17 protein-coding genes are annotated in these 19,010 nt (G+C 70.5%); 6 read left to right on the top strand and 11 right to left on the bottom strand.

The annotated features are described in order from the left end of the window. Positions 1–877 (bottom strand): hypothetical protein (locus tag GUY59_RS39285; RefSeq protein WP_161714937.1); only part of this gene is annotated, 877 nt, incomplete at its 3' end. Positions 878–1,398: 521 nt separating this feature from the next. On the opposite strand from GUY59_RS39285, the gene GUY59_RS39290 reads away from it, so the two are divergent. Continuing rightward, positions 1,399–2,436, top strand: coding sequence for an AAA family ATPase (locus GUY59_RS39290; RefSeq protein ID WP_201761874.1), 1,038 nt, complete (start codon positions 1,399–1,401; stop codon positions 2,434–2,436). A 355-nt stretch (positions 2,437–2,791) separates the two neighbouring features. On the opposite strand, the gene GUY59_RS39295 is transcribed toward GUY59_RS39290, so the two are convergent. After that, positions 2,792–3,226, bottom strand: coding sequence for a hypothetical protein (locus tag GUY59_RS39295; RefSeq protein WP_138206717.1), 435 nt, complete (start codon positions 3,224–3,226; stop codon positions 2,792–2,794). 86 nt (positions 3,227–3,312) lie between these two features. On the opposite strand from GUY59_RS39295, the gene GUY59_RS39300 reads away from it, so the two are divergent. Next, positions 3,313–4,098: a Clp protease N-terminal domain-containing protein gene (locus GUY59_RS39300; protein ID WP_138206720.1), complete on the top strand. Its 786-nt coding sequence runs from the start codon at positions 3,313–3,315 to the stop codon at positions 4,096–4,098. 265 nt (positions 4,099–4,363) lie between these two features. Next, positions 4,364–6,340, top strand: a complete 1,977-nt coding sequence (locus GUY59_RS39305) for a tetratricopeptide repeat protein (RefSeq protein ID WP_138206722.1) — start codon at positions 4,364–4,366, stop codon at positions 6,338–6,340. Between the two features lie 85 nt (positions 6,341–6,425). Here the strand turns inward: GUY59_RS39305 and GUY59_RS39310 are convergent, their stop codons facing one another. The 4 genes from GUY59_RS39310 to GUY59_RS39325 are packed head-to-tail and all read right to left on the bottom strand — an operon-like array spanning position 6,426 to position 9,672. Next, positions 6,426–7,154 (bottom strand): hypothetical protein, encoded by a 729-nt coding sequence (locus tag GUY59_RS39310; protein WP_138206724.1) that lies wholly within the window; start codon positions 7,152–7,154, stop codon positions 6,426–6,428. A gap of 11 nt (positions 7,155–7,165) precedes the next feature. After that, a complete protein-coding gene (locus GUY59_RS39315) occupies positions 7,166–8,284 on the bottom strand; it encodes a magnesium and cobalt transport protein CorA (protein WP_132340335.1) in 1,119 nt (372 codons plus the stop codon). Between the two features lie 22 nt (positions 8,285–8,306). Next, the gene (locus GUY59_RS39320) at positions 8,307–8,780 is read right to left on the bottom strand and encodes a nuclear transport factor 2 family protein (RefSeq protein WP_138206725.1); all 474 of its coding nucleotides are present in this window, start codon (positions 8,778–8,780) and stop codon (positions 8,307–8,309) included. Between the two features lie 7 nt (positions 8,781–8,787). Beyond that, positions 8,788–9,672 (bottom strand): amidohydrolase family protein, encoded by an 885-nt coding sequence (locus GUY59_RS39325; protein WP_252375170.1) that lies wholly within the window; start codon positions 9,670–9,672, stop codon positions 8,788–8,790. Positions 9,673–9,706: 34 nt separating this feature from the next. Between GUY59_RS39325 and GUY59_RS39330 the strand changes: the two genes are divergently transcribed. Both GUY59_RS39330 and GUY59_RS39335 read left to right on the top strand, forming a co-directional pair. Further along, the gene (locus GUY59_RS39330) at positions 9,707–10,405 is read left to right on the top strand and encodes a M50 family metallopeptidase (RefSeq protein WP_138206727.1); all 699 of its coding nucleotides are present in this window, start codon (positions 9,707–9,709) and stop codon (positions 10,403–10,405) included. Positions 10,406–10,459: 54 nt separating this feature from the next. After that, entirely contained in the window at positions 10,460–11,947 is a 1,488-nt protein-coding gene (locus GUY59_RS39335) for a serine/threonine-protein kinase (protein ID WP_161714938.1), read from the top strand. Here GUY59_RS39335 and GUY59_RS39340 read toward each other — a convergent pair. Continuing rightward, positions 11,936–14,110: a thiamine pyrophosphate-dependent enzyme gene (locus tag GUY59_RS39340; protein ID WP_171055568.1), complete on the bottom strand. Its 2,175-nt coding sequence runs from the start codon at positions 14,108–14,110 to the stop codon at positions 11,936–11,938. The genes GUY59_RS39335 and GUY59_RS39340 overlap by 12 nt on opposite strands. 242 nt (positions 14,111–14,352) lie before the next feature. On the opposite strand from GUY59_RS39340, the gene GUY59_RS39345 reads away from it, so the two are divergent. After that, entirely contained in the window at positions 14,353–15,696 is a 1,344-nt protein-coding gene (locus GUY59_RS39345; RefSeq protein ID WP_138206733.1) for a hypothetical protein, read from the top strand. Positions 15,697–15,756: 60 nt separating this feature from the next. On the opposite strand, the gene GUY59_RS39350 is transcribed toward GUY59_RS39345, so the two are convergent. The 4 genes from GUY59_RS39350 to GUY59_RS39365 all read right to left on the bottom strand — a co-directional run. Then, entirely contained in the window at positions 15,757–16,539 is a 783-nt protein-coding gene (locus tag GUY59_RS39350; RefSeq protein ID WP_138206735.1) for a hypothetical protein, read from the bottom strand. A gap of 99 nt (positions 16,540–16,638) precedes the next feature. Continuing rightward, entirely contained in the window at positions 16,639–17,493 is an 855-nt protein-coding gene (locus GUY59_RS39355) for an ABC transporter permease (RefSeq protein ID WP_138206737.1), read from the bottom strand. A gap of 2 nt (positions 17,494–17,495) precedes the next feature. After that, on the bottom strand, positions 17,496–18,473 hold the full coding sequence (locus GUY59_RS39360; protein WP_138206738.1) for an ATP-binding cassette domain-containing protein: 978 nt from the start codon (positions 18,471–18,473) through the stop codon (positions 17,496–17,498). After that, a partial coding sequence (locus GUY59_RS39365; RefSeq protein ID WP_161714939.1) for a PadR family transcriptional regulator occupies positions 18,474–19,010 on the bottom strand: 537 nt, incomplete at its 5' end.

Raw genomic sequence — 19,010 nt, forward strand, 5'->3', positions numbered from 1 at the left:
GCGGCGCCTCGTCGACGGCGCGGGCGATGGCGGCGGGATCGTGCCAGGGCGCGGGCGCGTCGAAGACGAACCCGTCGAGCACCGCCGCCAGCCGCTCCCGTGAGGCGGTCTGCGCGAACGTGCGCCACGTCTCGGTCGGCAGCAGCGTCAGGTTGCGCGTGGTGCCGGCGGAGTCGGCCAGCCGCCCGGCGGCCCGGCGCGAGGCGTCGCTGTAGGCGTAGATCGCCGCGCGCAGGTCGGTGCAGACCCGATCGAGCTCAGGCCAGCGGGTCAGGATCGTGCCGTGCAGCCCCTGCGCGCGCCGCGCGATCTCCTCGGTGCCCCACAGCTTGGGGGCCTGCTCGCGCAGCTCCTCGATGGTGCCCATGGTGAGCGTGACCAGCTCGAGCGCCCACAGTCGGAACGCCCGCGTCAGGTTGACGGCGCTCTGCCCGGCCTCCTCCATCGTGGTGCGCGGGTCGGCGACGTTGAGGTCCTCGAGCGCCAGCAGCCGGTGCATCTCCGACTGACCGCCGTCGTCCATCATCCGCCGGACGAACATCAGCCCGACCACGCTGGTGAACGACGCCCGGTAACGCAGCTGGTTGGGCTTGGGGAACACCTCGCGTATCGCCCCGAGCCCCCTGAGCACTCGCAGCCGGTTGTCGAACTGGTCGGCGGGATAGGCCCGGCAGGCGAAGCGCATCTGCTCGTGCGTCAGCCACTCCTCGCCCGCCTCGGCGAACGCGGCGAACAACGTCTCGGCGATGTCGACCAGAACCGGATCGTCGACCACCGCCCCGCTGTCGCGGGCCAGCGCGGCGAACATGCGCCGGTAGGTCGACAGGACGGCCTCGTCGGTGAGGACCGCGTCGAGGGTCAGAGGCTGTTCAGGCACGGGGACCAAGGTACGGCTTCGCACCGACACTCTCCGCCGTCTCCCTGCGAACCCATGCCCGTACCAGCGAGTACATACGCGCGAGCGACGGCTGGGCGCTAAGGTGATGCCCGGTAAGGCGGGGGCAAAACGCTCTGTCACTGTGCATACGGGGTGAGTTAGCGGTGCGGACGCGCATGTTCCGGGGCGACCGGGGCACGGCGGCGATCGTCTCCGTGGTGGCCATGGCCCTGGTCGCGGCGGCGGCCTGGTTCGGTGTGGGCGTGTCCAGCACCGACCCCAAGCTGGCCGACGTCGGGGGTACCGCCGCCAACCGGCAGGCGCCGACAAAACCCGGAAGGACATCCGTGATGCGCGGACTTGACAGCTCAGGGCACCCTCGGGCCTTGGCGGCCCTTCCGCTCCCGATTCCCCCGTTCCCTGAAGACGACGGTCCCCTCGGGAGACCCTGATGGCCACACCGCGCGGCGGGTTCCCGGCCGCGCCGCTCTACCAGTGCACCGACTGAGAAGGGGACTCAGTTGACCCAGTACAACCAACAAGACCATTTCGAACAGGCGGTGCAGCCGTACCATCAGCCGCAACAGCAGCAGCCGCCACAGCAACCGGCCCAGCTGGCCGGTCAGTTCGCCCAGCGTTTCCAACTGCTCGCCGGCAACATCGAACGCATCATCCGGGGCAAGCACGAGGCCATCGAGCTGGCCCTGATCTGCCTGTTCTCCGAAGGGCACCTGCTCGTCGAGGACGTGCCCGGCACCGGCAAGACCACGCTCGCCCGGTGCGTCGCCGCCAGCGTGGACGCCGAGTGGCGGCGCATCCAGTTCACCCCCGACCTGCTGCCCAGCGACATCACCGGCGTGTCGATCTACAACCAGGCGCACCAGAAGTTCGAATTCCACCACGGGCCCGTCTTCGCGAACATCGTGCTCGCCGACGAGATCAACCGGGCCTCGCCGAAGACCCAGGCCGCGCTGTTGGAGGTCATGGAGGAGCGCAGGGTCACGGTGGACGCCGAGCCGCATCCGGTGCCACGGCCGTTCCTGGTGGTGGCCACACAGAACCCGGTCGACATGGACGGCACGTACCCGCTGCCCGAGGCCCAGCTCGACCGGTTCCTGATGAAGATCTCCGTCGGCTACCCCGACCACGTCTCCGAGGTCGAGGTGCTCAAGGGCATGCCGACAGGGCCGCAGGTCGAGCGGCTGCCCGTCGTGGCGCGGGCGTCCGACGTGTCCGGCATGATCGACTTCGCCTCGCGCATTCACGTGGCCGACCCCGTCTACGACTACATCGTGGCGGTGTGCGCCGCCACCCGTGCCAGCCCGCACCTGCGGCTCGGCGCGAGTCCCCGGGGCAGTCTCGCGCTGCTGCGCGCGGCCAGGGTCAAGGCCGCCGCCGCCGGACGCCACTACGTCGTCCCCGAGGACGTCAAGGCGCTGGCCGTACCGGTGCTCGCGCACCGCCTGATCCTCACGCCCGAGGCGGAGCTGCGCGACGTCACCACCGCGGCGGCGCTCGGCGAGATCCTCGCCGGGATGCCGGTGCCGCAGGCGGCGTAGGGTCCGGCCGCGCTCATCCCGCTGGGTCGGGGCACGCTCGCCGGGTCCGTGCTGCTGTACGCGGCGGCGTTCGCGCTCGGCTACCCGGAGCCCGTCGTGCTCGCCACCGGCACGCGGAGCCTCCGCTGTGGCGTTCGGACGGTTCGTTGACCGTGCGCACTCCCGGCGGCCCTGTCACCCTTCAGCCGCCGTACACCAGTGATTAGGCCGTTTCCAGCACGCACACTGTGACCGATGTTTTACTATGAGTGCGCGATCGCAGGTAGGAAGGGTCGCAGTCCGAAGGGGCGCTCCTCCACCCTCCGGCCCGCAGTCGGCGCCTCCTCTCCGGCGCCGGATCGCCCACTGCTCGGGCTCACCCCCCACGGGGGTGAGCCCGCTGCGCGTCTCCGCCTCGCTCGGTCGAACATCTCGTGAGGGTCTGTGCGGTGGCGGCGCGGGTGAGCCACGGCTCGAGCCGGCCGAGCTCGGTGCAGGAGGTGATCGTGTTCGGGTGTCCTGCGGGACGTCGAAACCACGAGCGGCCGGCGGCCAGTGCCGTGGCGAACGCCTCGATGACCTTGCGGATGCGGCCGTGGACCATGACCGACATGGCCGCGAGGTCCCGGTGGTCGGCGGCCTGCCGGGGATCGGTGACGGCGGGAATGTCGTCCGGTCCCAGCACCCGGGCCTGGAAGCGGTAACCGGGCAGCCCGGAGTCGATCGGCTCCGCGTAGTGAGCGGCGTCTTCACGGCCGGGGCAGATGACCAGCACGGTGACCTCGCACTTCAGCCTCAACTCACGCGACATCGCAGCGGCATTGTCACACGACGAACACGGAACGTGGCGGAAATAAAAGATTAGGCATGGCCCCCCATTGGGGTTATAGTGGGGGCATGCCTAAGATCAACGTGTACCTTCCCGACGACCTCGCCGAGGCCGTCAAAGAGGCGGGAGTCCCGGTGTCGGCCATCTGCCAGCGCGCCCTTGAGCAGGCGGTGCGCCGGGTGACCGCCATCAGGGAGATGGCTCTGATCCCTCAGGACGTCGACCAGCCGAGCGGAGCGCTCGCCCACCTCACGCCGAGGACCCGCGTCGTGGTGGTCAAGCTGGCCCAGGAGGCGGCCAAGGCCGACGGCGCCGCGAGCGTCGGCACCGAGCACCTGCTCGCCGGCATGCTCAACGAGGGCTCCAACCTGGCGCTGCACGTGCTGCGCGCCATGGACATCGACCCGGAGCAGGTCGGGCGCGACCTGTCCCGGCGCCGGCCGGCCCAGCGACCCGAGGGCGCCCCGGACGGCGACGCGCCGATGGCGCTCAGCACGGAGGCCGCCAACGCCCTGGAGTTCACCGTCACCGAGGCCACCTCGCTCGGCCACAACTACGTCGGCTGCGAGCACCTCCTGCTGGGCCTCGTCGCCGAGCCCGACGGGGTGGCGGGTCAGGTCCTGCGCGGGCTGGGCGCCGAACCCCGGCTCGCCCGGCGCGCGGTGGTGGCGGCCCTGGCCGGGTACGTGCACCTGCGCGGCGAGGCTCAGCAGGGCACCCCGGCGGCCCAGGCCGGTCAGACGGCGGGCGAGTCCGCCGTGCAAGCGAGGCTGACCGCGGCGATCCGCCAGGAGCTCCAGCCGTTCGTCCAGCGCCTCGAACGTCTGGAAGAACGCCTCAGCCAGGACGCCTGAGGCCCGCACGTGATCGCCACCGGCCGGCAGCGTGTTCGCGCCGCGCTACGCGCCGCCATCGTCACCGTGGTCGTGGTCGGCATCGTGATCGCGGCCACGTGGTGAGCGCGGCGACGGCGGGCGCAGGACGGATCGCGGGGGCGGGTGCGGGTGCGGGCGGTTCGGGGTGCTTGTCACTGAGTTTGGCCGGGCTCGGCCGTCCCTGCGATCATCGATCGCGGTACTCGGAAGGCAATGAGCCCCACATCGGCCAGGAAGGTCCTTGATGTCCACCGATCTGTTCGGCGTGCGCGTCCTAGATCTCGACCACGAGCGGCGACGCGTGCGCTTCCGGGTCTTCGTCGTCTACTACGAGCCGTCCTGGGGAACGGACGACCTGCTGCCGAACGACCCGAGCTTCTTCTTCCGGCTGCTGTGGGAAGGCGCGGACGACGTAGGTGGCCACAACAGCGGGCCGCTGGCCGATCTGGTCGGGCTCGACGAGTTCCTCGACGAGGCGTGGGTCGTCCGCCACACCCATCTGTTCGTCGCGGGCGTGCAACGCGTGGCCACCCGTAACCACCCCCTCGACGGTGACGCCTGGAACCGCCTGGCGATGTTCTACTACGAGCGTGACGGAGGCTGGCAGGACGAGGACCTGCTCGCCCAGGGGGACTACGACGTCGAGGTCACCGACCTCCGCTGGCTGGCCCCGCTGCGGCTCGGCCAGAGCTGGGGCACCACGTCCTACGAGAGCGAGGCCGCAGAGGCGATCGACGTCGAGACGGAGTACGCCGCTCCGGCCGCGGGTGGGGACACGCGCGCCGCTTTCGTCCTCGGCTGGTTCCGCCATGAAGCGGGCGACGTCGCCGGCGCTGTCAGGGCCTACCGGCTGGCGGCCGGCGCACAGGACCTGGACGAACGGATGAAAGCGCTGCTCTACCTGGGGAATCTGCACGCCGAGCAGGGCGACTCGCAGGCGGCCAGGGCGGCGTACGAGGAGGTCGTCGCCTGCCAGGGCATCTCGCCGGACGGGGACAGGCGACATGTCTCCCGGGCGGCCCTCAGGCTCGGTGCCCTCCTGCGGGGAAGCGGTGCGGAGGAGGAGGCGCAGGCCGCGTTCACGCTCGCCGAACAGCTGGGCGGCATCGACCTCATCCGGGCGGCTCGCAGGCTGGCCGGCACCGAGACCTGGGCCGAGCGAACCTGCCGCGCCCTTCGGGACCAGGATCAGGACGCTGCGCTGCGGGCCCTCGCCGATGCCTGCGGGTCCGCCGCGGTGGCGCGGTTCGGTACGGTGCTGGCGGGACGGCGCTTCGATCGCGCCCGAGCCGCGCTGGCCCGGCTCACCGAAACCGCCGACCTGGAGTGCGCCGCCGGTTTCGGCCTCGACCTCGCGGCCGTCTGGACGCGCGAGAACGACGACGATGCCGTGGACAAGGTCATCGACGTGGTGGCGGCGACCGGCAGGGCGGCCGAGGGATACCGCCGGGCCCTCGCCGAAGGCCTCATCGACGCCGTGTCCGGGGGCACGTCCCGGTCGGAGCGGGTCGTCTTCAAGCTTCTGCGCCTGCTGCAGGACGAAGACGACCTCGACGGCGTCGCGCGGCTGGTGCGGACGGCCGAACAGGCGCACCCTAGAGCGGCGGCGCAGGCCTGCCACTTCCTCGGCATCGCCCACAAGGAACGCGAGGACCTCCAGGCGGCCGCCGAATGGCTGCGGCGCGGAGCCGCCCTCACCGAGCCCGACGAGGACGCGGCGGCGAGGCCCGCGTACGACCTCGGCGTCGTCCGTGTGGAACAGCGCGACCTGGACGGCGCTCGCGCGGCGTTCAGCCAGGCGGAAAGGGGATTCGTCTACCTCGGTGACCGCGTGCGGGCGGCGCTGAGCCTGGCGAGGCTACTGGACGGGCAGGGCGAACGTGTCGCGGCGGGCGCGGCCTGGACGCGGGCCGCGTTTCACCAGGCATGGCTCGACCTCGGAGGCGAAGAGCACGCTCGGTGGTCGATCCGCGAACTCGGGGATCTGCTCGCCGAGGCCGGCGAGGACGAGGCGGCGCGGACGGCGTACGAACTGGCGGGCGAAGCGCGGGAACCGAGCACCGAGCCGGGAGCCGAGACGTGCGCCGCCTACCACTACGCCGGCTGGATCATGGCCGGGGGCTCCCGGGAACCGGCGCGCACCATGCTGTGGACGATCGCCGAAGGCGCCGGACCGCACGCGGCGCAGGCAGCGGCCGTTCTCGGCGAGGCCGCGCCTTGACGGGTCCGGCGGGGCGAGCCGGCCGACGGCCCGGACGCCGAAGACCGGGCCAGCCTCACAGAAACGCCCCGACCCGTCGTCGCCGTCACGCCACCTTGGAGGAGCTCGCCTTCCAGGTGTTGCACGCTCCCGGCCTGCCCGAGGCGTACCCTCTCTCGGTCCAGGAGAGCCTGTTGGCGCTCGTGCCGTGGAACCTGTTCTTCCAGAACTCCGGAAGCTTGTGCACGGGGTTCCAGTTCTTGACCGCCCGTTCCAGGGCCTTCGCCGACACGCCCGCGAAGCAGTCGATCTGCAGGTAGTAACGGCGGTTGTGCTCGTTCATGATGGCTTCGTCGGCGTTGTTCTCCAGCGCCCACCATGCCTGGCCGATGCCGGTCTGCCCGGTCACGACCCCGCTCCACGTTCTGGTGATCGAGGTGAACACCTTGAGGTCGTTCTTGGTCTTGATCCAGTCGCCGGCCAGTTTCACGCTGATGGAGGTCGCGCAGATCTCGGAGAACGAGGTGGCGGGGTCGAGGCCGGTGGAGCAGGACGTCTTCTCGCCGGATGCCTTGAACACCACCTTCACCGGCTTGAAGTCCTTGATGGCGGGTTTCCACGCCGAGTTGAGGCAGCCGACGAGTGCGGTGATGTATTTCCTGGTCGAGGCGCTGCCGGTGCCCTTGCTCAGCTTGCAGGAGACCTTGGGGAGCTTGCCTGTCTTGTAGAGGGCGTTGTGGGTCAGCTCGGGGGCGCCTTTGACCGGCTCCGCGTGGGCCGCGCCGGTGAAGAGGGCCATGCCGGCGACCGCCCCGGCTAAGGTACGAATGATCATAACGCCAGATACTAGAGCCAGTCGCGGCGTTTGAAGACGGTGTAGAGCACCAGGCAGACCGCCGCCATGAGCAGCATCGCGAACGGATAACCGTAGGCCCAGTGGGTCTCGGGCATGACGTCGAAGTTCATCCCGTAGATGGTGCCGACCAGGGTCGGCGCGAAGAGGATGGCGGCCCAGGCGGAGATCTTCTTGACCTCCTCGCCCTGTCTGATGCTCGCCTCCGTCATCCGAGCCATCTCCTCGTTCTGCGCCTGCGTGACGAGCGTCGAGTTGACGATGAGGATGTTCTGCAACATCTGGCGGAACGACGAGATGCGCTCCGCCACCGTGATGGCGTGGTCGGCCACGTCACGGAGATAGCTTTCGAGTTCGCCGGTCACCCCGTATTTCGCCGCCCCCGCGATGAACCCGTGGATCATCCCGATCAGCGGCGCGGTGGCCCGCTGAAACTCGATCACTTCGCCCGACAGCTCGTAGACGCGGCGCGAGACCGAGGGGTCGCCGCCGAAGACCTGCACCTCGATCTCCTCGATGTCCTTCTGCAGCCCGGCCACGACCGGCGCGTAGCCGTCGACGACGGCGTCGAGGATGGCGTAGAGCACGGCCTGCGGGCCCTGCCGGAGCAGGTCGGGGTCGGACTCCATGCGGCGGCGTACGCCGTGCAGGTCGGGCGCCTCCGCATGGCGTACGGTGATCACGAAATTGGGGCCGACGAAGACGTGCAGCTCCCCGAACGCGACCTCCTCCACGTCGTCGAGGTAGCGCGCGGCCCGCAGCACCACGAAGAGGGTGTCGCCGTAACGGTCGGCCTTGGGTCGCTGTGAGCCGACGATGGCGTCCTCCAGCGCCAGCTCGTGCAGCTCGAACTCCTCGCCGAGCTTGACCAGCTCCCAGCCCTTCGGCCGGTAGAGGCCGATCCAGGCCATGCTGCCCGGCTCCTGCTTGAGGCGTTCGAAGGCGTCGGCGAGCGAGCCGGGGTTGTCGACGCGCTGGCCGTCGCGGTAGATCGCGTTGTCGATGACGGTCGGCCGGTAGGGCGGCTCCTCCGAGGCGCGCGGGTCCATGGACAGCTCGGGCGCCTCCCCGCGCGTGTCCGGGCCGCGCCTCAACCCTCTGAGCCTGGCCATGCCTCCTGCGTCCCTCCCAACGTCAAGCGGGCCGGAACTCGTCGAGCTGCTGCGCCGCCCGGTCCCTGATGGACTTGCGCCACATGGGCGTCCAGCCGAACAGCAGCCCGTGCGGCTTGCCGAGCGCCATCTTCGACCAGCGTCTGAAGTCGAACTCGTCGTGGTGGCGCACGATCAGGCCTTCCTCGAACCTGAACAACGCGTCGATCTCGTTGCCGACCTCGCGCCCCGTGCGCGCGAACGTGTAGCGGGCCGTCCAGTGTGCGCTGCCGGTGTGGTCGTCCGCCGTCACGTCGCCGTAGGTGGACCGCAGCCCATCGCGGACGCCGAGCTGCAGCCGCCACATCCGCATGACCCGCTCGCGACCCTCCACCTCCAGGAAGATGGGGTCGCCGAAGCTGACGTCGGGGTGGTAGCAGCTTTCCATGGCCGCGAAGTCGGCCCGCCCCAGAGCGTCGTAGAAGGCGCTGATCAGCGCCACGTGCCGATCGTTCACTGTCCTATCAGATCATGTCCGCGCCGTTGTCCCAGCACACGGCCCTGAGCCAGGCCTCGCCGAGGCCGAGCCGGTCGAGCGCGCCGAGCTGGTGCGCGTAGGAGTACGGGATGGTCGGGAAATCGGTGCCGAGCACCACCTTCCCCGCCAGGCCGAGGTCAAGCAGCGCGGGCCGCAACCTCGCGGGGAACGGCATCCCGTGTTCGGCGAAGTCGGTGAACGCCATCGTGGTGTCCAGCGCGACCCGTTCGTGGCGGGCGGCCAGCTCGAAGAACGGGTCGTACTCCGGCATGCCCAGGTGCGCGATCACCAGCCGGAGCCTGGGGTGGCGGCGCAGCACCTCGCCGATCGGCCCCGCGCCGACGTGGCCGCCGGGGACGGGCACGGCGCTGGCGTGCGTCACCACCGGCACCCCGGCCTCGGCCAGCAGCCCCCACACCGCCTCCAGCTCGGGAACCCTCGGGTCGAACCCGCCGACCTGCAGGTGCACCTTGAAGATCCGGGCGCCCTCCTCGAGCGCCCGGCGCACGTAGTCCACGACTCCAGGCTCGGGGTAGAAGGTCGCCGAGGGGAGGCATTCGGGTGTACGGCGGGCGAAGTCGAGGGTCCAGGCGTTGAGATCGCAGGCCATGCCGGGTCTGTGGGCGTAGGCCAGGGCGGGGAAGATGCGTACGCCCATCTCCCTCAGCCGGGCCAGCCGCTCCTCCACCGGCCACTCGTACTCGATCTTCCAGCCGTCGCCCACCAGCGGGCCGCCGTGGCGGAAGTGGTGCCAGACCCGCCGCTGCATGCGTTCGGGCAGGAAGTGGACGTGCAGGTCGATGAGGCCGGGCAGGCCGAGGCCGCGCCACCAGTCCGGCACCTCAGCGTCAGAATGTCGTTCTGTGGCCACGGGAAGGACTTTACCTGGATAGGGTTCTTCCTCGATGGACAAGTTCTGGGCCCACCTGATCGAGGTTCAGCCTGCCCCCGACCCCTGGGTCGTGGCGGTCTCGGCTCTCGCCGCGTTCGTGATCGTCTCCTTCCGCCTGCCCTGGCAGCTGTCCAGGGGCCTGATCACCATCGCCCACGAGGGCGGCCACGCGCTGATGGCGCTGTTCACCCGGCGCAAGCTCGAAGGCATCCGCCTGCACTCCGACACCTCGGGCGTCACCCTGACGAGGGGCAAACCCACCGGGCCCGGCATGGTGCTGACCGCGCTGGCCGGCTATCTGGCGCCCTCGCTGCTGGGCCTGGCCGCGGCCTGGCTGACGGAGCAGGGCCGCATCACGCTGCTGATCTGGGTGGTGCTGCTGTTCCTGGTCTGCATGCTGCTGCTCATCCGCAACCTGTACGGCGCCCTGATCCTGCTGGCCACGGGCGGCGCGGTCTTCGCGTTGATCATGTACGCGCCGGCGGAGGCGCAGCAGGTCGTCGCCCTGGTCGCGGTGTGGTTCCTGCTGTTCGGCGGCATCCGGCCGATCATCGAGCTGCAGCGCAAGCGGCACCGGCGGCAGGCCCGTGACTCCGACGCCGACCAGCTGGCCAGGCTGACGATCCTGCCCGGCGGGTTCTACGTGTTCTTCTTCCTGCTGGTGTCGCTGGCGTCGGTGGCCTTCGGCGCATACCTTATGAATCCCCTCTAGGCAGGCATATCCCCACTAAACTCTCCTGCGAGTTCCGGGGACAGGGGGAGTGCCGTGCTGCCAGTCGAGGACGCACCGGGCTACCGCGTGCTCGATGAGGCGGGCCGGGGCGGGTTCGCCGTCGTCTACCGCGCCTACCAGAAACGCCTCGACCGGATCGTGGCGCTCAAGGTGTTGTCCGTCGACCGGGTCGACCAGCGCACCATGCGCCGTTTCCAGCGGGAGCTGCAGCTCACCGGCCGCCTGACCGGCCATCCCAACGTCGTGACCGTCTTCGACACCGGTGTGACGCGCTCCGGCAAGCCGTACATCGCGATGGACTTCTTCGAGCACGGCTCGCTGCGCGACAGGATCCGCGGGGAGGGCCCGCTGACGGTGCAGGACACGCTGCGCACGGGCGTCAAGCTGGCCGGCGCGCTGGCCGCCGTGCACGAGGCGGGCGTCCTGCACGGCGACATCAAGCCGCAGAACATCCTCATCTCCCGCTACGGCGAGCCCGCCATCGCCGACTTCGGCGTGGCCAGGGTCGTCGACAACGCGGAGGTCTCGGCCGCCTCGCAGGCGTTCACCCCGCTGCACGCCGCCCCCGAGGTGCTCACCGGCGCGCCCCACTCCGTCTCGACCGACATCTACTCGCTGGGCTCGACCCTCTACCACCTGCTGGCCGGTCAACCCGCCTTCCACAACGCGACGGACCCGTCGATCGCGCCGCTGATGTACCGCGTGCTCAGCGTCGAACCGCCGCCTCTCGGCCGCGCCGACGTGCCGCAGCCGCTGTTCGAGACGATCCTGCGGGCGATGCGCAAAGACCCCGAGGCCCGGTACGCCTCCGCACGCGACCTCGCACGGCGGTTGCGGCAGGTGCAGGGCGAGCTCGGCCTGCCGGTGACGGACCTCGTGGGCCAGGACCTGGGGCCGGGACCGGGGATGTCCACGGTGCCGCACCCCCGCCACGACCCGTACGCGACAGGTCCGGCCCGCCCGGTCGCGACCGGCCCGCCGGCCCCGCCCGGGACGCCTGCCGGCGCGCCGGGCAGGCCAGGAGCCCCAGCCCGGCCGTCGCGGACGCCGAGGAACGTGGCGATCGGCGCAGTGGCCGCCGTCATCGCGGCCGGCGGCACGGCGCTGGCGGTGCACCTGTCGCTCCAGCAGAGCTCGCCCCCGCGCACGACCACCCAGCCGCCCGCGTCCCAGCAGGGCACCGGCGATCCCGCGCCCATCGACGAGCGGGACGTGGCGGCGCTGGCCCCGCGCGGCCTGAAGATGACGGCGGACCAGGGCGCGCTGGTGCGGCTGCGGTGGACGCTGCCCGCCGGCGCCCGCCGCCATCCCGTCGTGCTGCAGCGTTCGCCGGTGAAGGACGGGGAACAGCGCATCACCGCGCTCGCCCAGGGCGCCACCTCGGCCCGCGTCGCGGGCCTCGACCCCGGCACCGGCTACTGCTTCGTGGTCGGCGTGCCCCTGCGCATCTCGGAGTCGTCGACGGTGGTCTGGTCGAAGCCCATGTGCATCAGGGGCGCGGTGGCGCGCTCAACCGAGTAGCTTGCGCGCCGCCTGCTCGATCTCCTCCTCCGACAACAGGACGTGGTCGGCCGCCTTGCCCAGCGGGACGAAGCTGTCGGACGAGGTGACCCGGGCGATCGACCCGGTGAACCCGGCGTCGAGCAGCTCGGCCACGACGCCTTCCGAGACGCCTCCCGAATGCCGGGTCTCGTCGGCGACCAGCACGTTGCCGGTCAGCTCCGCGGCCCGCAGCAGGTCCTCCATCGGCAGCGGCGCCAGCCAGCGCAGGTCGAGCACGCGGCAGCCGTAGCCCTCCTGGGTGAGCCGCACCGCGGCGCGCAGGCTCATCCGCACCCCGTTGCCGAACGTCACGATCGTCAGGTCGCGCCCGTCGCCGTAGGAGCGGGCCCGCCCGATGGGGACGTGCGTCTCGGCCCAGCGCCCGGGCGGCGCGTAGGGCGCGAGCCAGCCTCCGTCGCCCTCCTCGAACAGGTCACGCGTGTGGTAGAGGGCGATCGGCTCCAGGTAGACGCAGACCGACCCGGACGTGCGGGCCGCCGCGAGACAGGTGCGCAACATCGCCGAGGCGTCGTCGGGGCGCGACGGCGAGGCGATGACCAGCCCCGGGATGTCGCGCAGCGCGGCCACCGCGTTGTCGTTGTGGAAGTGGCCGCCGAACCCCTTCTGGTAGGCGTAGCCGGCCACCCGCACCACCATCGGGTTGGTGTAGGAGCCCCGCGAGAAGAACGACAACGTGGCCGCCTCGCCGCGGATCTGGTCGAGCGCGTTGTGCAGGTAGGCGAGGTATTGGATCTCGGGCACCGGCAGCATCCCCGACACGCCGGCCCCGAGCGCCAGCCCGAGGACGGCCTGCTCGTCGAGCAGCGTGTCGAACACCCGCCCAGGCCCGAACCGCTTCTGCAGCCCCCTGGTCACGCCGTAGACGCCGCCCTTCCTGGCGACGTCCTCGCCGAACACGGTCAGCTCCGGGTAGACGGTCAGCGCGTCGGCGAGCGTGCGGTTGATGGACTGGCACAGCGTCAGCGGCTGGTCGTTCTCCGGCAGCGATCCGGCGAAGGCCTTCTCCCTGGCCTCGGCGGTGGCCGCCACCGGGCTGATCCTGGCGATCAGCTCGGCGTCGCGCGGCGCGATCGGCTGCATGACCTCGCGGGCAGAGCCGAGCCGGGGGCTGCGCGTCGTCTCCATCGCCATGCGCAGCACGTGGTCGCGCGCGGACTCGTACGTGGTCAGCAGCCCTTCAGGAGTCTCCAGCCCGGCCTCGACGAGCATCGCCGCCGTCCGCAGCAGCGGGTCGCGCGCGAGGTCGGCCTTGATCTCGCGCTGGGTGCGGTAGGCCGACTCGACGTCGGAGCCCGCGTGCCCCATGAGCCGCACGGTCGACAGGTGCAGGAACGCGGGGGAGCGGTGCTCGCGTACGTGCTCGGCGGCGCGTACGGCCACGTCGTAGGCCTGCGCCAGGTCGCAGCCGTCGGCGGAGAAGTAGGCGATGCCCGGGCGCCGCGCGGACGCCTCCACCCACCCCTTGGGCGTGCGGACGCTGATGCCGATGCCGTTGTCCTCGCACACGAACAGCAGAGGCAGCGCCTGTCCCTGGTAGGTCGCGTAGGAGGCGGTGTTGAAGCCGGACAGGGCGCTGGCGTGGTTGACCGAGGCGTCGCCGAAGCTGCACACGGCGATCGCGTCCTGCGGCCAGGCGGTCCTGACGCCGAGCGCCCGCGCCCGCTCGATCGCGAACGCCACGCCGACGGCTCTGGGCAGATGGCTGGCGATCGTGGAGGTCTGCGGGATGACGGCCAGCTCGGGATGGCCGAACACCTTGTGCCGGCCACCCGCGATCGGCTCGTCGGCCGCCGCCGTCAGGCCCATCAGTACGTCGCGGATGCCCTGCTCGGGCAGCCGCCCGGCCTGCTCGGACCTGGTCAGGTAGAAGGCGCCGGAGCGGTAGTGGAGCAGTGCGGGGTCACCGGGGCGCAGGGCCGCGGCGACGGCCGCGTTGCCCTCGTGGCCGGCGGAGCCGATCGTGTAGTAGCCCTCGTCCTGCGTGCGCAGCCATCGGGCGGCGACGTCGAGCAGCCGGCTGTCGAGCTGGCGGTGGAACAGCGTGCGGCACTGCTCGCCTGTAAGGGCGACGCCGTCGCGGACCGGCCGCCCGGGATCTCGGACGGGGCCCGGCTCCAGCATCGCAACGGCCTGGGTGAAATGAGTTTCAACTGTGTCGCGCGCCACGCCTTGATTATGTCTTTGTTCGGAGCCGCCGTCTGCCGGACGCCGGGGAGATGTTGTGGACCGGTCCCTTTGACCCCAACATATGACCGTTTGTCAGAAACCCCACGCTTCGCAGGCGAAAGCACGTCTACTGGTGGACACACGTGGCACCCTCAATGCCGCGTTGAAACCACTGGGGTATCCAGAAAGGAACCCGCATGTTACAACGCATCCGTGTAGCCGCCGCCCTCGCCACCGCGCTGGCCGCCGGGACGCTCGTCTCGGCGCCCGCCGCCGCGACGGCGGCCCAGGCCCCCGCCATCGCCAGGGTGAGCATCGACCCAGGCCCTCCGATCGACGTCTCCAAGGGCGCGGTCAAGGCCACGTTCAGCTTCTACACCAAGGGAGCGGAGAAGGCCGGGTTCACGGTCAAGGCGCCCGGCGACGTCAGCGTCGACACCCCCGTCAGCCTGACGCCCGCCAAGCGCGGGAACTGGACGAAGTGGACCGGCACCAAGACCTTCGACGCCAAGGCCGTCGGCAAGTGGGGCTGGAAGGCCTCCGCCGCCGGCGACGGCGACGCCTCCCGCAGCGGGACGTTCGAGGTCGTCAGGAAACTGCTCGACACCAAGATCGCCAACTTCGGCGCCCGTCCCGGCCGGGTGGACAAGGGCGACAGGATCAAGGTCTCCGGCCGGCTCCTCGCCGGTGGCAAGGGCTACTCCGGCCAGTCCGTCGCGATCACCTTCCGTGAGCGCGGCGCGGACGCCTACCGCGAGGTCGCCAAGGTGACGACCGGCCGCGGCGGCTGGTTCAGCGCCCGCGTCCGCGTCGACTCCACCGGCTGGTGGCGGGCCCAGTTCGCGGCCACGTCCGCCGCCGGGGCGTCCGTCAGCGACTCCGACCGGGTCGACGTCAAGCGCTCCAAACTCGACAGCCGGATCTCCCGCTTCGACGCCCGTCCCGAACCGGTGGAGAAGGGCGACAGGCTGCGCCTGTCCGGCTCCCTGCGCATCGAGGACCGCGGCCGCGTGTCCGGGCAGCGGGTGGAGATCTTCTTCAAGGCCGCCGGCTCCGACCGGTGGACGTACGTCACCAGCGACAGGACCAGCCGCCACGGCCGCTTCGACGCCTCCGCCACCGCGCGGAGCTCGGGCTGGTGGCGTGCCGAGTACGACGGCGCCCGCGGCGTCAAGGGCACGGTCAGCCGCCCGGACTACGTGACCGTCAAGCCGCCGCCCGCGAAGGCGGACACACGGCTGATCGCGGTCAACGCGTACCCCGAGCCGGTCGAGCGGGGCTCGTACCTGAGGATCAGGGGCCTGCTGCAGATCGACGACGACGGCTCGTGGGAGGGACACTCCGGACGGGTGTCGTTGTACTTCAAGCCGCTCGGCTCGCGCGCGTGGCAGTACGTGAAGTCGGCCTGGGCCGGCGACAGCGGCCGCCTCTACACCAAGGCCAAGGCCTGGCGGTCCGGTCACTGGAGGTTCGTCTTCCGCGGTGACGACGACACGTACGGCGACACCAGCGGCGCGGACTACGTCCGCGTGAGACGCTGACCGCCTGAGACGAGGAGCGGCCCCGGAGCGCACACCGCCCGGGGCCGCACCCGTTCCGGCCTAGTTGAGCTGCTGGCCGGGCAGCTTGGCGTCGATGCGGACCAGAAGAGACTTGATGTCCGCGATCTCACTGTCGACGGTGTCGAATCGCCGGTCGACGGCCTCGAACCGCTTGTCCACCGCGTCGAATCGCTCGTCCACGGCCTCGAACCGCTTGTCCACCGCGTCGAATCGCTCGTCCACGGCCTCGAACCGCTTGTCCACCGCGTCGAACCGCCGGTCGACGGCCTCGAACCGCTTGTCCACCGCGTCGAACCGCCGGTCGACGGCCTCGAACCGCTTGTCCACCGCGTCGAACCGCTCGTCCACGGCCTCGAACCGCTCGTCCACGGCCTTGAACCGCTCATCCATGGTCTTGAACTGCTCGTCCACGGATGTGAAGCGCTCGTCGATCTCACGGGCCTGCTTGCCCATGAACGCCTCGAGACGGTCGAAGCGAGCCTCGTGGGAGTCGAGCCGCTGGTAGATCTTGTCGATCTGCAGCTCCATCCGCGCGGCCTTGGCGTTCACGACGGCGAAGTTGTCCGCCATCTCCGTCCTGACGTTCTGCATCTGGTCGTCGAGGTCGTTGAGGCGGTCGTCCACATTCGTGAAGCGGGTGCTCGTCTCCTCGCGGAACTTCTCGAGCCTGTTGAGGACGTTCTGTCCTACGACGTCCACGCGGTCGTGCAGCGAGCTGAAGCGTTCGGCGACGCTGGTGCCGGGCATGCCGCTGAATGTACCGTGCTCGAGCGCCGTGACCCGGGTCTTCAGGTCACGAACCTGCTCGGAAAGATCCAGCATCGCATGAACTCCTTTCGGGGGGAGGGCTGGGAAGCGCGCGCGCATCGGGAAAGCTACCCACCGTGAGAGTTCGACCGCAGGCGGATGCGAAAACCAGTCCTACTCGGCGCGTCTGAACTGGGCGATGCCCACGCCCAGCAGCGCCGCCCCGAGCGCGGCCACGACGCCCAGCTCCATCAGCACGGGAACCTGCGCGCCGAACCACGTCACCCCCGGGTTCAGCACCGCGTTCGCCTCGGCGGGCACGTCCAGGTGGGAGAAGACCGCCTGCCGCATCGGGTCCACCGCGTACGTCATGGGGTTGACCACGGTCAGCACGTGCAGCCACGACGGCAGGTTGGCCAGCGGGAACATCGCCCCCGACAGGAACATCATCGGCATGATGGCCATCTGCATCACCCCGAAGAACGACTGCATGTTCTTCATCCGGGCGGCCAGCATCACCCCGAAGGCTGTGATCGTGAACGCGGCGAGGAACATCTCCGCCAGCAGCGTGAGCAGCAGCGTGGGGGAGTAGGGCACGCCGACCAGCCCCGCCATGGCGAGGATGACGACGCCCTGCCCGGTGGCCACGAGGGCGCCGCCCAGGCACTTGCCGACCACGATCGCCCCGCGCGAGACGGGCGCGACCAGCATCTCCCTGAGAAACCCGAACTCGCGGTCCCACACGATCGACCCCGCGGAGAACATGCCCGTCATGATCACGGTCATGGAGATCATGCCGGGATACATGAACGTGCGGTAGTCGACCCCGGGGATCGAGCTCTGCACCAGCGAGCCGAGCCCCGTACCCATGACGAACAGCCACAACACGGGCTGCATGAGCATCGACAACATGCGGGGGCGGTCGTTGACGAACCGCAGCATCTCCCGGTGGAGCACGATCCTGACGGCCCGGAGGTCGTGACCGGCGCTGCGGGCAGGCACCCGGACACTGACGGTCTCTGTCGCCATCGCTACCGCCTCGCCATCGTGCGCATCCACGACGTGTCGTCGCCGCCGGCCTCGGCGTCGCGGATGGTGGAGCCGGTGTAGGACATGAACACGTCGTCGAGCGACGGCCGGGAGACGCTCACCGAGCGGATCGGCATGCCGAGCTCGGCGAACAGCCGGGGCACGAACTCCTCGCCCGACGGCACGGCGAACGTCACCGCGCCCTCGTGCACGGCCGCCTCCAGCCCGAACCGCTCGCGCAGCGCCCCGATCGCCCCGGCGTCGTCGTCGGTCTGGATCTGCACGCGGTCCTTGCCGATGCCGGCCTTGAGCGCCTCGGGGGAGTCGATGACGACGATGTCACCATGGTCGATGATCGCGATCCTGTCGCAGTACTCGGCCTCGTCCATGTAGTGCGTGGTCATGAAGATGGTGATGTCCTCCATGAGCCGCAACTGGTCGATGTAGCCCCAGATGGCCGAACGGGTCTGCGGGTCCAGGCCGACGGTCGGCTCGTCCAGGAACAACACCCGCGGCGAGTGCAGCAGGCCCCTCGCGATCTCCAGCCGCCGCTTCATGCCGCCGGAGAACGTCATCACCTTGGCGTCCTTGCGGTCCCAGAGCGCGACCATCTCCATCACCTGCCGGATCCGGTTCCCGACCAGGCTCTTCGGCACGCCGTACAGCTCCGCGTGGAAGCGCAGGTTCTGCTCGGCGCTCAGATAGCCGTCGAGGGTGGGGTCCTGGAAGACCAGGCCGATGTTCCTGCGCACCTCGTCGCGCTCCTTCACCACGTCGTGCCCCGCGACGGTGGCGCTGCCGCCGGTCGGGTTCACCAGGGTGCAGAGCATGTTGATGGTGGTGGTCTTGCCGGCGCCGTTGGGGCCGAGGAAGCCGAACACCTCGCCGGGCCGCACCTCGAACTCCACGCCGTTGACGGCGTCGACCTTTCCGTACGACTTCCGCAGCCCTCGCACGGCCACCGCCGGGTTATCAGCCATTCAGCCCTCCGCGAGAATCTGGAAGACGGACCTGCGCGTCTGTTTGATCAACTGCTTGGCCTCCGCCACCTGCCGTTCGCTGCCCGTCCTGGCCAGGTGGGTGAAGGCCTCGGTGAGCTGGGCCCAGAGCAGGCGCAGTTCGTGGTGGCCGGCCGGCACGGTGCGGGCGACCTCCTCCCACGGCGCCTCGCCGGCGTGCCGGGCCGCCTGGATGCGCCCCTGCTCGGTCAGCCGGTACGTACGGCTCCCGCCCGCTTCGTCCCCTGTCACCAGCCCCTCGTCCTCGAGTTGCTGGAGCGCCGGGTAGACCGATCCCGGGCTGGGCCGCCACACGCCGTGGCTGCGCTCCTCGATGTCCTGGATCATCTGGTAGCCGTTCTGCGCTCCCTCGTGGAGGAGGGCGAGCAGGGCCGCCCTGACGTCGCCCCTGCGGACCCTCGGCGGTGGCGCCTCCCATCCCGGTCCCGGGCCGTATCCCGGCGGGGGAGGGGGCGGCGGCCCGAGCGCCCCCGGCGGGCCTGGTGGCCCGGGTGGGAC

Origin of the sequence: Nonomuraea sp. K271, from assembly GCF_009908215.1 — a bacterium.
Classification (GTDB): domain Bacteria; phylum Actinomycetota; class Actinomycetes; order Streptosporangiales; family Streptosporangiaceae; genus Nonomuraea; species Nonomuraea longispora.

Coding starts and splice junctions, on each gene's coding strand:
- GUY59_RS39295 (WP_138206717.1), bottom strand. CDS start 3,226: ATGTCGCGTGAGTTGAGGCTGAAGTGCGAGGTCACCGTGCTGGTCATC.
- GUY59_RS39300 (WP_138206720.1), top strand. CDS start 3,313: ATGCCTAAGATCAACGTGTACCTTCCCGACGACCTCGCCGAGGCCGTC.
- GUY59_RS39305 (WP_138206722.1), top strand. CDS start 4,364: ATGTCCACCGATCTGTTCGGCGTGCGCGTCCTAGATCTCGACCACGAG.
- GUY59_RS39310 (WP_138206724.1), bottom strand. CDS start 7,154: ATGATCATTCGTACCTTAGCCGGGGCGGTCGCCGGCATGGCCCTCTTC.
- GUY59_RS39315 (WP_132340335.1), bottom strand. CDS start 8,284: ATGGCCAGGCTCAGAGGGTTGAGGCGCGGCCCGGACACGCGCGGGGAG.
- GUY59_RS39330 (WP_138206727.1), top strand. CDS start 9,707: ATGGACAAGTTCTGGGCCCACCTGATCGAGGTTCAGCCTGCCCCCGAC.
- GUY59_RS39340 (WP_171055568.1), bottom strand. CDS start 14,110: ATGCTGGAGCCGGGCCCCGTCCGAGATCCCGGGCGGCCGGTCCGCGAC.
- GUY59_RS39345 (WP_138206733.1), top strand. CDS start 14,353: ATGTTACAACGCATCCGTGTAGCCGCCGCCCTCGCCACCGCGCTGGCC.
- GUY59_RS39350 (WP_138206735.1), bottom strand. CDS start 16,539: ATGCTGGATCTTTCCGAGCAGGTTCGTGACCTGAAGACCCGGGTCACG.
- GUY59_RS39355 (WP_138206737.1), bottom strand. CDS start 17,493: ATGGCGACAGAGACCGTCAGTGTCCGGGTGCCTGCCCGCAGCGCCGGT.
- GUY59_RS39360 (WP_138206738.1), bottom strand. CDS start 18,473: ATGGCTGATAACCCGGCGGTGGCCGTGCGAGGGCTGCGGAAGTCGTAC.